Here is a 14188-nt window from a genome sequence, read left to right on the forward strand (position 1 = left end):
CACGGATTGACTATATGACTAATACCGGCGCAATGATCCGGCGTTCGCTTCTGCTGCTGTTGCCATGGCTGCTCGCCCTGGGAATGGCTGCATGCGGGTTCGACACGAAGACCCCGGAGGAACTCCGGCTGGAGGCGAAATCCCGGATCAATGATCACGACTACAGGGCTGCGGAGATCCATCTTAAGAATCTGCTGCGCGAGGATCCCGGGGATATCGAGGCCAGGTGGCTGCTCGCCGATGCCTATATGCGGCAGTGGAAACTGGATGCCGCCTACAAGGAACTGGAGAAGGCCCTGGAGCTGGGCATGGCGCCGGATGCAGTCTATCCGAAGCTGGCCAGGGCCTATTACTCGGCGCCCAGCCACCGCCGTCTGCTTGAACTCGACCCTCAAGACGTGGGTAACGAGGCCGGGGCGGCGGTGCTGGCCTATCAGGCGCTGGCCCTCATGAACCGCGATGACGAACGGGCGGAGGCGCTGCTGGGCAGGGCCGAATCACTCGCCCCCGATGCCGGTGACGTGCAGTTTGCGCGCGTCATGCTGATGTTCGGTCAGGGGCAACGGGACGCGGCCCGGGCCCGGCTGGAGTCGCTCTCGATCACCGAGCCCTATATCCATAGCCAGGTCGGGCGCATATACCTGCAGCTCAGGGACATGGATCAGGCCAGGTCGCATCTCAGCGCTGCGCTCGATGCCGGTGCCAGGTATTACAACGTCCATATCGATCTGGCGTTGATCGAGCTGGCCGCATCGAACCGTGAGGCGGTGGAATCGCATCTCAAGCAGCTCAGGGCTATAGCACCCAGGCATCCCGCCGTGGATTACATCGAGGGCCTGTTGTTGTTCACTGATGGGGAATATGCGCAGGCGCAGGGGCACTTCGAACGTGTCGTCAGTACCTATGAGGAGTTCATCCCGGCCTACATGTATCTGGGGCTGACCCACTATGCCCTGAACAATGACCAGCAGGCCAGCGATTATCTTGAACGTTTCGTCAGCGCGATGCACAGCTATTATCCGCTGGACAAGATTCGTGCCCATGTCTGGTTCCGGCTCGGTAACTACGAGCAGGCCATTCAGCTGCTGGAACGGCTCAGGCAACTCAAGCCGGACGATGCTTCCGTGCTTTCCCTGCTCGGTGAAAGCTATCTGCGTACGGGCGATATCGACAGCGTCCGGGACGTGGTCGATGCCCTGCTGGAGCAGGACCCGGACAATATGGCCTTCCGAATGAATCTGGGCATGCTGCTGCTGGATTCAGGTCAGAGCGAGGCCGGTCTGGCCGAGATCGACCGGGTGGTCGAGACCGCCGCCGAACCGCTGCAGATCCGCAAGCTGGTCGCCCTGAAGCTGATCGACAGAGGCGAGGTGGACAAGGCTGCGAAACTGATCGATTCGGTGCTGGCCGAGTCCCCGGACAATGCCGAGTTCAGGGAACTGCGCGGTATGGTACATGCTGCCCGGGGTGAGACGGACCAGGCGGAGGCGGCCTTCCTTGCCGCGGTTGAGGCCGGCCCCGAGGATATCGGCGCCCTGAGCAATCTCGCCGTGTTTTACCTGCGCCAGGGGAACACGCAGGATGCGGAAAAATATTATCGCAGGATCCTGGCGCTCGACCCGGTTGAGCCGAGGGCCAATCTCGGCCTGGCCAGGATCATGGCACAGCGAGGCGAGACCGATACGGCCGAGCGCCACATCGAGGCCGCGCTGCAGGACGGGGATCCGCGTACCCGTGTCAGTGCCGCCAATATCTATAACCAGCTCGGCCGTTATCACAGGACGGTGACACTGTTGCGCAACCAGCAGGCGGGCGAGCTTTCCGGCCAGGCGGGCCTGGCCCTGGCGCGAGCCTATCTCGAGCAGGGCAACTATCCCTCGGCCGACTATATGCTTGACAGACTGCCCGATGCCTTCCGGGACCGGATGGAATATCTGCAGCTGCGTGCCCGGACCTCACTGGCATTGGGCGATCAGGAACAGGCGGCGGAAGCTGCGGCCCGGGCACTGGAGCGGGACGAGAAGAATTTCACTGCGCTGATGATCCTGTCCCAGACCGCCCTGCTGCAGGGCCGGATCGATACAGCGGCGTCCATGGTCAGCCGGCTGGAGCGGTTTTATCCGGAGAGCGGCGAGGCCAGGATGTTCGCGGCCGTGCTCGAATCCGTCAAGGGCGACGAACAGGGCTCGATCGAATACTTCGAGCAGCTGTACCAGCAGCTGCGGATGCCGCGACTGGCGATACTGTTGTCCGACAAATACCTCAAGACCGGAGCAAACGAGCGGGCCGAAACGATACTGCGCGACTGGCTGGAACAGGAAGGCGAGGACCTGGAAGTCATGGCGGCGCTGGGCCGGCTGTATATCCAGACCGAGCAGCATGACCGGGCCCGCGCGCTGTACCGGCGCATCCTCGACCGTTCGCCGGACCATGTCGCCGCCCTGAACAACTATGCCATGCTGATCGCCGAGGAGCACCCCGCCGAGGCCCTGCGCCACGCCGAGAAGGCCTATTTCATGCAGCGTGACAATCCGGCCATCAAGGACACCTACAACCGGCTGCTGGAGCTCAATGGCAAGGCGCCGGTGGAGTAAAGTAACCCGGCTGCAGCCAAGACCGGCCGGGCATTCATTCTCTCATCAAAGCAGCCCGCACTTCATGCCGGCCAGCCCGAAGATGGTTCTGAGATCCTTCAGGTCGGTTTTGTGGTTGTCCGGCAGGGCGGCGGCGATGGCGGCCAGAGGTGGCCGCAGCCGCGCATGTTCGTTCGTGCGTGGCGGACTCTTGACCGCCAGCATGAAGGGCATGATCCGCGGGGCATGCAACCGGGCCTGTCCGGCCAGGTGCGCCGCTGCGGTCCGGAAATCGGCCACGCTGAAGGCCGCCTTGAGCGAATAGAGGTAATCCAGGGTGAACAGCTCCGGTTGCCGGTCCGCGTACTGGTAGGCGAAGTAGCGGATGGAGTCCGGTGATCTGAGCCGGGCAAAGTCGGCCAGGTAGATCCCACCGCCCGGTTTGAGCACCCGGTGGATTTCCCGGAAGGTCGCGTCCAGGTGGGCCGGGTCGGGCAGATGGTGCAGGGCCATGGTGGAGAAGACGGCATCGACGCTGTGGTCTTCCAGAAATTCCAGCCTGCTGATATCCCCCGTGGTCAGGGAGACATTGTCATAGCCCCGGTCGCGGATATAGCGCTCGGCGATCCCCAGCATCTCGTCCGACAGATCGATCCCGGTGAAGCTCACCTCGGGGGCCAGTTCGGCCACCAGTCCCAGCTGGGTGGCCGGGCCGCAGGCCAGGTCGATGGCCCGGTCACCGGGCTTCAGGATCTCCAGTATATTGGCACCATGGAACAGGTAGACCGGCGCCATGACCCCGTCCACGCGGCCGGCGCGGGTGTAGGCGGCGACCTTGTCCGGGTCGTCCATGACCAGGTCCGGTTCGGGTTCGCGCGGGACCTGGCTGAAGGTCAGCAGTTCCCGGAGCATGACTCTGGCAATGGCGAGGCTGGGCATGGTCGGGGCTCTATCCGTGGCTCTCAGTACTGGAAAAGATCTCAACGCAAAGGCGCCAAGGCGCAGAGATTGCAAGCTTTACCTGACAGTTGCATGAAGAAGCTATCAAATATCATGTATTACTGATTTCCGTCATTCCCGCGCAGGCGGGAATCCAGATACCGCTGTGGTTATTGGATCCCCGCCTGCGCGGGGATGACGACGCGGTTATGATAACCGAATATACGCAATAACCGGGCTTACTAAATAAGAGCGTTTCCAGAGAATAATATAAATTTCTACTGGATTAACAATCTCTGCGTCTTCCGCGCCTTTGCGTTGAATTCCTTTTGCAGTGTACAAAAAAAAGCCCGCAATCTGAATTGCGGGCTTTTTCGTGACTGCCTGAGCTGTTGCGATCAGGCGGCCTTGCGGCGACGGCTCGACAGGGTCAGACCCAGGATGCCGGCACCCAGCAGGGCCAGGATGCCCGGCTCGGGGATGCGGAAACTGCCGTCTTCCTGGAAGCAGAAGTTGGTCGGCGTGTTGCCGCAGTTGAAGGCTCCGATATCGAACTGGAATGCATCACCGCCGACACGCGAGTCGAAGTTGGAGTCCGACATGGCGATCAGGTTGCCGTCGGTGGTCAGGTCGTCGCCACCGGCGTCCAGGAACACACCGGGCAGGGCCCAGTCCAGCTCGAAGGTGGCATCGTCGGAACCGTCACCGGTCAGGAAGCTGAACACCCCGCCGTCGCCGGCCTTGATCAGGAAGGTGGCGATGTGGTCGCCGTCGGTGATGCCGGTGCCATCGGAAACGGAAGCCTGGCCGGTGCCGTCGGAGATGTCATCGATGTAGAACTTCAGCTCGCCCGTGGTGCCACCCATACCGGCGGCCAGGTGGGTGAAATTCGCGTCGCTGGCATCGACATCGGTATAGGTGCCGCTGACCTCGAAGGTGAAGGTCATTTCCCAGCCATTCAGGCCGCCCAGGGAGGTGGCATTGTTGAACAGCACCGGGCTGATGTTGGTGCTGCTGTTGTCCTGAAAGCCGGTGATGCTGCCATTGGCGAAGACGTCAAAGGTCTCGCCGATGGTGGGTATGCCATCGGCATTGCTGTCGTTGGTGACGGAGAGACCTTCAGCCAGGAACGTCAACTGGCTGATGCCGGAAACAACGGTATTGCCTGCCGGCAGGCCACCGTCTGCAGCATCCAGACCGGTCACGTCCAGGGTCCAGTTATCGAGCAGGAATGCGGCATTGGCGGCGCCGCTGACGGCAAGGATGCTTGCCCCAAGGCTTGCTAAGATTTGCTTCTTCATTATGTCGCTCCAGTTGTACCTGTTTTCGAAGGCTGATAGCGCGTATCAGGGTTGCCTTCTCCAATGCAGGCCGCATGCCAACTTTATTTTTTTTTTAATCATTGAGATACAAATTATCTCTGGGGGAAGCGGCTGTGGCTGTAAAAAAACTGGACATGACGACCTGTGTGCTGCCGGTGTCAGCCGCTGTCCTGCGCGACACAAGGGTTGCTGATTGATAACTAGCTGAAAATAATACAGATATATTTGTAAAAAAATCTGACGGGGAGTCAGTTCCCGGGCATCAGATCCGCCAGCGCCCTGCGCGTGGAACGGGACCTCGGCGGCTGGCCTGCGCCGATCCGGCCGAGAAAGACGGCCCCGTCGCTCTCCGGCTGCCCGAACAGTTGCCGCAGCCGCTCGCTCACCTGGCGGGCACGCGCCTGTGACGGGGCGTGGTCGGTGAAGGGGGTCTGGGTCCGGACATATTCATCGAAGACCAGCGGGGTGTACTCGGGCTGCAGCTGCAGCCCCAGCCGGCTGGCGGTCAGCCACAGGCGCTGAACGGCCTCGCCGCCCCCGATATAGCCCCGGTAATCCGCCGGCGGGCGCCGGGCGACCAGCAGGAAGTGGGCGCCGCACAGCAGGGCCGGCAGGATGTCGAGCTGCAGCCGCGGCATCAGGGTACCGGCCAGGTAGCGGTTCATGAAGCTCACCCGCGACCAGCTGCCCAGGACCCACTGCATCAGACGGGCGGTGAGATAGTCGACGCCCACGGCCTGCTCCGGAATGCGGTCGTCACTGTAGCGGGCGTGCCATTCGATGATACTGCTGTGGGTGGGGTAGGCCTCGGGCAGAGTCAGACGCAGCTTGCCGTTGAGCGACAGCAGCCCCGCCATCCGTTGCCGGGCGCGCCAGCCTTCCTGCCAGACCAGACGGTAGTCCGGGCCGACGGCCGCCTCCAGGGCGGCCTTTTCGCGCGCAGTGAGCGGCCGGGTCGACAGCGGCCGGCGCTGGACCGCCCGATGGGTGATGAAATGGCGCAGGGGGTCGGGTTGGACTGTCTCGTCCGGGGTCAGCCGGACCCGCAGCCGCGGGGCCTCGGCGCGGGAATCCGGCTCGAACTCGGTATCCAGTCGGCAGCCCTCGCCGCTGGCGGCGATGCGTGCGGTGGCCAGCAGGGTGCCCACGGCGAGCTGACTGGCATGGCCGTTGAGGTCATAGACGCAATGGGCGCGGGTGTCGTGGCCCTGAATGATGAACCGGTTGTCGTCGATCCGTTCGAAGCTCCAGGGCTGGGTGTTGTCACCGCTCGGGGCCCAGCGGGCCAGATCCAGCACCCGCTCCAGCCGTCCCTCGGGGCGGGGCGAGGCCCCGGGTGCCGGCGCCGTGGCCGCCAGGCGTTGCATCTGCCGGCGGGCCAGGGCCAGCGTCAGCTGTTGCAACGGATGGCGGTTGCCGCCGGGGCGCCAGGTATGCCGGGCCCGGTTACGGTAGGCGTCGTACTGGATGCCCCGCGGGGCGGCCAGCACCGGACCGCGGTTGAGCAGCAGCTTCAGTGCCTGACTGGCTGCGGCCCCGGCGGCCAGCTCGCAGCCCATGCTGGTGGACGGACCCCGGTGCCGGGCCAGATCGATGCTGCGCGGGTCCACCAGGTAGGCCCGGTGCAGGCCGGCCGGCGCCAGCCCGACCAGGAAGCGCAGCAGCTGCTCGGTTTCATCCGCCCCGTCCAGACGGAAATAGTCCTCGAAGCTCATGCCGCCCGGCAGGAAACACAGCACCGCCGTGCCCATGCCGAGCGGGGCGGCGGTGACCGCCGGGATGCCCAGTCGCCGGCAGGCCGCGAACATGGCGCGGCGGATGGCCATGGCGAAGAAATCCAGCCCATCAATATAAAGATCACAGTCGGCCAGGAAGGCTTCCAGGTCGGCCTCACCCACGCCGTCCGGGAATCGGCGCAGACTCAGTTCGGGATTGATATCGGCCGCCATGTCCGCCAGCACCCCGACCTTGGACCGGCCCAGAGTGGAGTACGTGGCCCCGGCCTGGCGGTTGAAGTTGGCCAGTTCGAAATCATCGAAATCGGCGATGGAGAAGGCTCCCACGCCCAACCGGGTCAGGGTGAGCAGGTGGCTGCCGCCGACCCCGCCCATGCCGGCGATGGCCACGCGCCGGTCGCGCAATACGGCCTGCTCGCGCGGGGTGACCCAGCCGAGGTTGCGCGAGAAGGCTTCCTGATAGTCGAACGCGGGTGGCGTCATTTGTTATCCGATATTCAGCTGCCGCTCCCGGGGCGGAACTGCCTCATTGTATTCTCTTTTGCCCACTTTGTGACCCGGTTCACGATTCTGGCTCAATGGATCCCCCGGAGCGGCCGATTTTGACTACAAAGTCTGTTAGGTTATGGAGTGCCCAGGGCACGGCCGGTTTGATCAAATGGGCGGAACTGTGAACCATTTAACGGTCATCTACCATGATCAGGGGTATGTAGAGTTGATGGCAGACATTTGATATATCTGCTTATTTTTTATTATTTGATTTCAGGGGGCGGGCATGGATCTGTTAACCAGTTTTTATCGCTATCTCGAAGGCCTGGAGGCCACCACTGAACCACTGCGCGAGCGGGCCCACCGGGTACGCTACGAGGTCTACTGCATGGAGCGCGGCTTCGAGGACCCCGGGGCCTTCCCCGACGGCCTGGAGCGCGATGCCTATGACAGCCGTTCAGTGCAGGCCTTGGTGCAGCACCGCAGCAGCGGCTACCCCGCCGGGGTGGTGCGGCTGGTCCAGCCGGATCCGGATGACATCGATGCTCCCTTCCCGGTCGAACTGCAGTGCGGCCCGGTGCTGGACCGCAGGGTCATCGACCGCTTCGGTGTCGATCGTGCCCACCTGGCGGAAGTCTCGCGCTTCGCCGTCGCCCGCGGCTTCAAGCGTCGCCCCGGTGAGTCCGGAACAGTGGCCGGCGTGAGCGGGGACCTCGAATATGTCTCCGAGCAGCAGATCGAGGATGCCCGGCGCATCTTCCCCCATATCTCCCTGGGCCTGATCGCCATGCTGTTCGTGATGAGCCGCCGCCGCGGCATCACTCACTGGTATGCGGTCATGGAGCCGTCCCTGAGCCGGCTGCTGACACGCTTCGGCATCAATTTCACTCCCATCGGCCCGATGGTCGATTACCACGGCCGGCGCCAGCCGATGATCGCCCGGCCCGATCAGCTGCTGGAGTCCATCCAGCACAAGCGTCCCGATTTCCGGGCGCTGATCGATTCCCTTACCGGTGACCAGTCCGACGTCCGGGCGCAGGGCTCGCGCAGCGCGGTCGGTTGATCCCGCCATTGTCAGCCTAGGCTGACAATGGAATCGTATTTTTCCCCTATACTTTCCCCTTGAACTGCCGATGTTCTTTACAGTCCGCCGGTGCAGCGCCGGCGGGCTGTCCCGGGTAGCCCGGAATCGGGCAAGTCGTTACACTGACCGGGGTATCGAGAACATTCCGACCACCACCTGCGGGGCGGTGGTACGGCTGACTATCGGTTGCCTAATAAATAAACAGAATTCATGATGTTATAAACGTCAACCTACCGCGTTAAGGGGATGCACTCGTGAAAACGGAACACAGATCACTCGCGTTCAAGTTCATGGCCCTGGTGGCGGCCGCCCTGCTGGGCGCCACCGGCTGCTCCACTTCCTATGAAAAGCTCGACGGCGAACCGCCCGCTGTGGCCCAGTCGCCCGAGTATGTCATCGGTCCGGGAGATGCGGTCAATATCTTCGTCTGGCGCAATCCGGAGCTGTCCAGCAACGTGCCCGTGCGCCCCGACGGTCGCATCACCACGCCCCTGATAGAGGATGTCCAGGCCAGCGGCCGCACGCCGACCGAACTGGCCCGGGTGATGGAGGAGAAGCTGGGGACCTATGTGAAGAATCCGGTGGTCACCGTCATGGTCACCAGCTTCCAGGGAACCTATGACAACCAGATCCGGGTCGTGGGCCAGGCCGCCGAGCCCAAGATCATTCCCTACCGTGACGGCATGACGCTGCTCGACGTGGTGATTGCCGTCGGCGGGCTGACCGACTTCGCCGCCGGCAACCGGGCGAGTGTGGTGCGCCGGGTCGAGGGCGAGGCCAGACAGTTCAATGTGCGGATCGATGACCTGATCAACGGGGGCAATATCCAGGCCAACGTCGACATGATGCCCGGGGATATCCTGATCATCCCTGAAGCCTGGTTCTGAGCCGAGGGGAAGGTCCAATCATGCAGGAGCTGCTCGATCAGCTGATCCGTTATGCGCGCGGCATGTGGCGCTACCGCTGGATGATGATGGCCGTCATCTGGCTGGTCTGCATCATCGGCTGGGCCGCCGTGCTGCGGATGCCGGACGTGTACCAGGCCTCGGCCCGGGTGCATGTGGATACCCAGTCCATGCTGCGCCCGCTGCTGCGCGGCCTGGCGGTGGATTCCGGGGCGGTGGAGCGGGTCGGCCTGATGACCCGCACCCTGCTCAGCAATCCCAACCTCGAGCAGCTGGCGCGGATGACGGATCTGGACCTGCGCGCCGAGAATCCGCAGCAGATGGAGGATCTGATCTCGGGCCTGCGCAGTAAGATCACTATCGAGAGCACCCGCAACGAAAATCTCTACACCATCTCCTATACCGACAGCGACCGGAACCTGGCCAAGCGGGTGGTGCAGTCGCTGCTGACCATCTTCGTGGAGAACACCCTGGGCCAGGGCCGGGCCGATACCGACGCCGCGCAGGATTTCATTGACGAACAGATCAAGCAGTACGAAGTGCGTCTGCGGCAGGCCGAGGACCGGCTGGCCGAGTTCAAACGCGAGCATGTCGGCATGATGCCGGGCGAAGGACAGGATTATTACAAGCGCCTGGAATCCGCCCTGGCCGAACTGCAACAGGCCCGCCTGCAGCTGCGCGAGCTGGAGAACCGCCTGGCCGCGCAGCAGCGCCAGCTGCAGGACTTCCAGGAGCAGAGCAGCGATTTCACCCTGTACGGCTCCGGCGAATCGCCCGAACTTGCGGCGCTGGATGGACGTATCCGGTCGCTGGAACAGCAGCTCGACGATCTGTTGCTGCGCTACACCGACAAGCATCCGGATGTCATCGAGATCAGGACCCTGATCAGCAAGCTGGAACGGGAGCGCGCCCGGATCAAGCCGGCGGCTGCCGACAGCGGCCAGCAGGCCAACCCCGTCTATCAGCAGCTCAAGATCATGATCGGCGAGACCGAGTCCCAGATCGCCGGGCTTGAAGTCAGGGTCAGTGAATACGAGGAGCGCGTGGCCCGACTGCGGGAGATGATCGACACCATTCCCAAGGTGGAGGCCGAACTGGCGCGGCTGAACCGCGACTACAACGTCAACAAGGCCAACTACGAGGAACTGCTGGAACGGCGCGAGGCGGCCAAGCTGTCCAAGCAGGCCGATATCTCGGCCGATGACGTCAAGTTCCGGGTGGTGGATCCGCCGCGGGTGCCGCTGGAGCCGTCCGGTCCGCCGCGCATCATGCTGATGTCGATCGTGCTGGCAGGGGCCTTTGGTATCGGCGGGGCCCTGGGCTTTCTGATCTACCAGATCCGTCCGACCTTCGAGGATGCCCGCCTGCTCAAGGAGCTGACCGGTCACCCGGTCTTTGGCAGCGTGTGCATGGTCTACACCGACGAGTATCTGAAGAAACGCCGCCTGGCGCTGGCCGGGCTGGCCGTTGCGACACTGGGCCTGTTGTGTGTATACGGCCTGGTGGTGACCGCCGAGATGCTGAACCTGAACCTGCTGCGGGCGTGACGGGGAGAGCCGAATGAGCATTATCGAAAAGGCCATGGAAAAGTTGGGCGGCGCCGAGAAGGCCGATACCCCCGAGCTGATCGAGGATGACGCCGCCACCACCCCGGCCCCGGCGCCATCGCCGCACCGGGAGCGGGAGGCGCATTCCCGGACCCTGAGCGAGCACTATGCGCAGCCGGCCGCGGAAGCGCCCGGTTTCAACGACACCCGTGATCCGGATGCCCGTATCCAGATCGACGCCCTCTATGCCCACGGTATCCTGGATCCGACCGCCGATCCCAAGGACAACTACATGGCCGAGGAATTCCGCCGCATCAAGCGGCCGGTCCTGGCCCATGTGATGGGGGAGACGGCCTCCCAGGTCGAGCATCCCAACCTGGTGATGGTCACCAGTTCAATGGCCGGCGAGGGCAAGACCTTCACCGCCATCAACCTGGCCATGAGCATCGCCATGGAGATGGACAAGACGGTGCTGCTGGTCGACGCCGACATCGGCAAGCCGGAAGTGACCTCGCGCCTGGGGGTGTCGGCCCGCCAGGGGCTGACCGATGTGCTGCTCGGCGAGTGCCGGGTGCAGGATGCCCTGCTGCGCACCAATGTGCCCAGCCTGAGCCTGCTGCCGGCGGGCAAGCGCCACACCCATTCGACCGAACTGCTGGGCAGCAGCAACATGCGCCGGCTGGCCGACGAGCTGTCACTGCGCTACCCGGACCGGATCATCATCTTCGACTCACCGCCCCTGATGCTGACCAGCGAGGCCCGGGTGCTGGCCGGGCTGATGGGCCAGGTCCTGGTGGTGGTGGAAGAGTCCAAGACCCCGCAGCGGATCGTCACCGAGGCCCTGGGCATGCTGGATGATTCCGAGATCGTCGGTCTGGTCCTGAACAAAAGCCACCGGACATTCGGAGGGGACTATTACGGTTATGGTTATGGATACGGCCAATAAGAATAAACGTCCACAGGGATACGTGCTGGCCCCGGCCCTGTTCTCGCTCCTGCTCAGTCCGACGCTCCAGGCTGATGATGAGGAACTCAGCCGTGACTGGCAGGTCACGCCGCGCCTTACCCTGAGCGAAACCTTCACCGACAACATCAAGCTGGAACCGGACGGCGATGCCGACCTGGTCACCGAGGTCAGTCCCGGGGTGAACGTCAGCAAGCAGGGCGGCCGTTCTCGGGTCGAACTCGACTACCAACTGCAGGGGCTGCTGTTCGCCGACACCAGTTCCAGCAACGACATCAACCACAAGCTGTTCGGCGCCGGCCAGTTCGAGCTCAAGCCGGACTGGTTCTATCTGGACACCCTGGCCACCTACACCCAGCGCAACGTCAGCCAGTCCGGGCGCCTGTCCCTGGACACGGTCACCGGCGCCGGCGATCTGGACGATGTCGGCACCCTGCGCATCAGCCCCTACCTGGCGCACGATTTCGGCGGCCAGGTGGAAGTCCTGGCCCGCTATACCCACGACGAGATCCGCTACGAAAGCGGCGCCTCCGATTCCAGCGCCGACGGCGTCGACCTGAATCTCGCCAGCGGCCGTTTCTGGCGCACCCTGAGCTGGTCCGTCAATCACTATCGCAACCGCATCAGCCGCGACAGCGCCCCCAACGCCAGCTTCGAGTCGACCCAGGCCGACCTGGCCTACCGGCTGACCGATACCTTCCGGCTGCTGGCGCGTGCCGGCAACGAGGACAACGACTACCCCAGTTCCCGCAAGGTAGAGAACGGCAGCTATGTTGCCGGCGGCGCCCTGTGGCGCCCCACCCGCTTCTACGGCATGGAGGCCCTGTACGGCGAGGAGTACAAGACCGCCACCCTGATGCTCAATCCGACCCGGCGCACCGATATCGAGGTGACCTATTACGATCGCGATGTCGGCACCATCCTGGGCGCGGCCTGGAATGCGCGTATCCGCCACCGTGGGCCGGGGCTGACCCTGGGTGCCACCTATAACGAGGACACCACCACGGTGCAGCAGCTAGAGCTTGAGGTTGAGCCGGGGCTGCGTAATATTGATACCGATGAATTCTTTCCTGGCTTCGATACCTCAGGGTTGACTCCTGGCCGCTACGAGATTGCCCTGGGTACTGTCCCCTCGCTCACTGATGAGATCATCGAACGCAAACGCGCCAGCGGCACCGCCAGCTACGACACCGGCCGCAGCACCTTCAGCGGCCGCATCTTCAGCGAGCGCCGGCTGTTCCTCACCAGCCAGACCACCGAGCGGGTCAACGGCGGCGACGCCACCTGGCGCTGGGCGTATGACGGCACCACCGATTTCATCCTGCGCGGCGGCCTGATCAACACCCTGCGCGCCAGCGGCACCCAGGACGACCGGCTCTGGTTCGCCCAGTGGTCGGTGGAGCATGACTTCACGCCCCGGACCCGGGGCTCGCTGGAACTGCGCCGCACCGAGCAGGAATCGGACCGCGCCGCCAACGAGTACGAGGAAAACCGCATTACCGCCAGGGTGCGGATGGAGTTCTAATGTACGAGCGCTTCTACAATCTGAAATCCAAGCCCTTCCGGCTGAGCCCGGATCCGCGCTTCCTGTTTCAGAGCCGGGGCCACTCCAAGGCCCTGGCCTACCTGCGTTACGGACTGCAGCTGGGCGAGGGCTTCATCATCATCACCGGCGACATCGGCACCGGCAAGACCACCCTGGCGCGGGCGCTGCTCAACAGCCTGCAGCAGGAGAACATCATCGCCGCCCAGATCGTCACCACCCAGCTCGAATCCGACGATCTGGTCCGCGCGGTGGCCACCGCCTTCGGCCTGCAGAGCCAGGGCGCGGACAAGGCCCAGGTGCTGCGCAACCTGGAGACCTTCATGACCGCCCGCGCCCGCGAGGGCAAGCGGCTGCTGCTGTTGGTCGACGAGTCCCAGAACCTGCCGGCGCGCTCGCTGGAGGAACTGCGCATGCTGTCCAACTTCCAGGTCGGCGAGAAGGCCCTGCTGCAGAGCTTCCTGCTGGGGCAGGGCGAGTTCCAGTACACCCTGCAATCCCCGGGTATGGAGCAGTTCCGTCAGCGCGTGATCGCCTCCTATCACCTGGGGCCGCTGGAGGAAGAGGAGACCATCGATTACGTCAAACACCGGCTGCGGCTGGTGGGCTGGCAGGACGACCCGGTGATCACCGAGCCGGCCTTCGCCGCCATTCACGAGTTCAGCGACGGCGTGCCCCGGCGTATCAACAATCTCTGCGACCGCCTGTTCCTCTATGGCTGCCTGGAGGAGATCCACGAATTCAACGCCGATACGGTCGAATTCGTGGTCGAGGAGCAGCGTCAGGAAACTCCGGATCTCGATCGCATCGCCCGTACCGCCCAGCCGGCGCTGCACAACCGCAGCGACACCCCCGCGGCGGAGGCCGAGCGCCCCAACAACACGGTCAGTGATACCGAGCGCCGCATGATCGCCCTGGAGAAGAAGGTGGAGGCACTGGAGGAACGGGTGCGCCGGGACCGCGACCGGATGCAGAAGCTGATCATGATGGCCATGCTCTCAGGCGACGATATCGATTACTCCGAGGCCCTGGAACAGCTGAAGAAGGCCGACAAGGCCTGAATCCCTTCGCCGCCATCCGCCGCAG

At 63.7% G+C, this 14188-nt stretch carries 10 protein-coding genes; 7 read left to right on the forward strand and 3 right to left on the reverse strand.

Annotated elements, in window-relative coordinates:
* The first annotated feature begins 14 nt into the window (after window positions 1-14).
* Window positions 15-2594, forward strand: a complete 2580-nt coding sequence (gene prsT / locus D6C00_RS13355) for an XrtA/PEP-CTERM system TPR-repeat protein PrsT (protein ID WP_125182158.1) — start codon at window positions 15-17, stop codon at window positions 2592-2594.
* Between the two features lie 45 nt (window positions 2595-2639).
* Here the strand turns inward: prsT and D6C00_RS13360 are convergent, their stop codons facing one another.
* The 3 genes from D6C00_RS13360 to D6C00_RS13370 all read right to left on the reverse strand — a co-directional run bounded on the left by D6C00_RS13360 (window position 2640) and on the right by D6C00_RS13370 (window position 7053).
* A complete protein-coding gene (locus tag D6C00_RS13360) occupies window positions 2640-3512 on the reverse strand; it encodes a class I SAM-dependent methyltransferase (protein WP_125182159.1) in 873 nt (290 codons plus the stop codon).
* Window positions 3513-3910: 398 nt separating this feature from the next.
* Window positions 3911-4813: a flocculation-associated PEP-CTERM protein PepA gene (pepA, locus tag D6C00_RS13365; RefSeq protein ID WP_125182160.1), complete on the reverse strand. Its 903-nt coding sequence runs from the start codon at window positions 4811-4813 to the stop codon at window positions 3911-3913.
* A gap of 269 nt (window positions 4814-5082) precedes the next feature.
* Window positions 5083-7053: a ThiF family adenylyltransferase gene (locus D6C00_RS13370; RefSeq protein ID WP_125182161.1), complete on the reverse strand. Its 1971-nt coding sequence runs from the start codon at window positions 7051-7053 to the stop codon at window positions 5083-5085.
* A gap of 292 nt (window positions 7054-7345) precedes the next feature.
* Between D6C00_RS13370 and D6C00_RS13375 the strand changes: the two genes are divergently transcribed.
* The 6 genes from D6C00_RS13375 to D6C00_RS13400 all read left to right on the forward strand — a co-directional run bounded on the left by D6C00_RS13375 (window position 7346) and on the right by D6C00_RS13400 (window position 14163).
* Entirely contained in the window at window positions 7346-8122 is a 777-nt protein-coding gene (locus D6C00_RS13375) for a PEP-CTERM/exosortase system-associated acyltransferase (protein ID WP_125182162.1), read from the forward strand.
* A gap of 311 nt (window positions 8123-8433) precedes the next feature.
* A complete protein-coding gene (locus D6C00_RS13380; protein WP_125182470.1) occupies window positions 8434-9030 on the forward strand; it encodes an XrtA/PEP-CTERM system exopolysaccharide export protein in 597 nt (198 codons plus the stop codon).
* Window positions 9031-9050: 20 nt separating this feature from the next.
* Entirely contained in the window at window positions 9051-10595 is a 1545-nt protein-coding gene (locus D6C00_RS13385) for an XrtA system polysaccharide chain length determinant (protein WP_125182163.1), read from the forward strand.
* Between the two features lie 13 nt (window positions 10596-10608).
* Window positions 10609-11541, forward strand: a complete 933-nt coding sequence (locus D6C00_RS13390; RefSeq protein ID WP_125182164.1) for an XrtA-associated tyrosine autokinase — start codon at window positions 10609-10611, stop codon at window positions 11539-11541.
* Window positions 11525-13084 (forward strand): TIGR03016 family PEP-CTERM system-associated outer membrane protein, encoded by a 1560-nt coding sequence (locus D6C00_RS13395; protein ID WP_158675428.1) that lies wholly within the window; start codon window positions 11525-11527, stop codon window positions 13082-13084. The genes D6C00_RS13390 and D6C00_RS13395 overlap by 17 nt, the downstream gene beginning before the upstream one ends.
* A complete protein-coding gene (locus D6C00_RS13400) occupies window positions 13084-14163 on the forward strand; it encodes an XrtA/PEP-CTERM system-associated ATPase (RefSeq protein ID WP_125182166.1) in 1080 nt (359 codons plus the stop codon). Before D6C00_RS13395 ends, D6C00_RS13400 begins: the two co-directional genes overlap by 1 nt.
* Window positions 14164-14188 lie beyond the last annotated feature (25 nt).

It is taken from the genome of Thiohalobacter thiocyanaticus (genome assembly GCF_003932505.1).
Lineage (GTDB): Bacteria > Pseudomonadota > Gammaproteobacteria > Thiohalobacterales > Thiohalobacteraceae > Thiohalobacter > Thiohalobacter thiocyanaticus.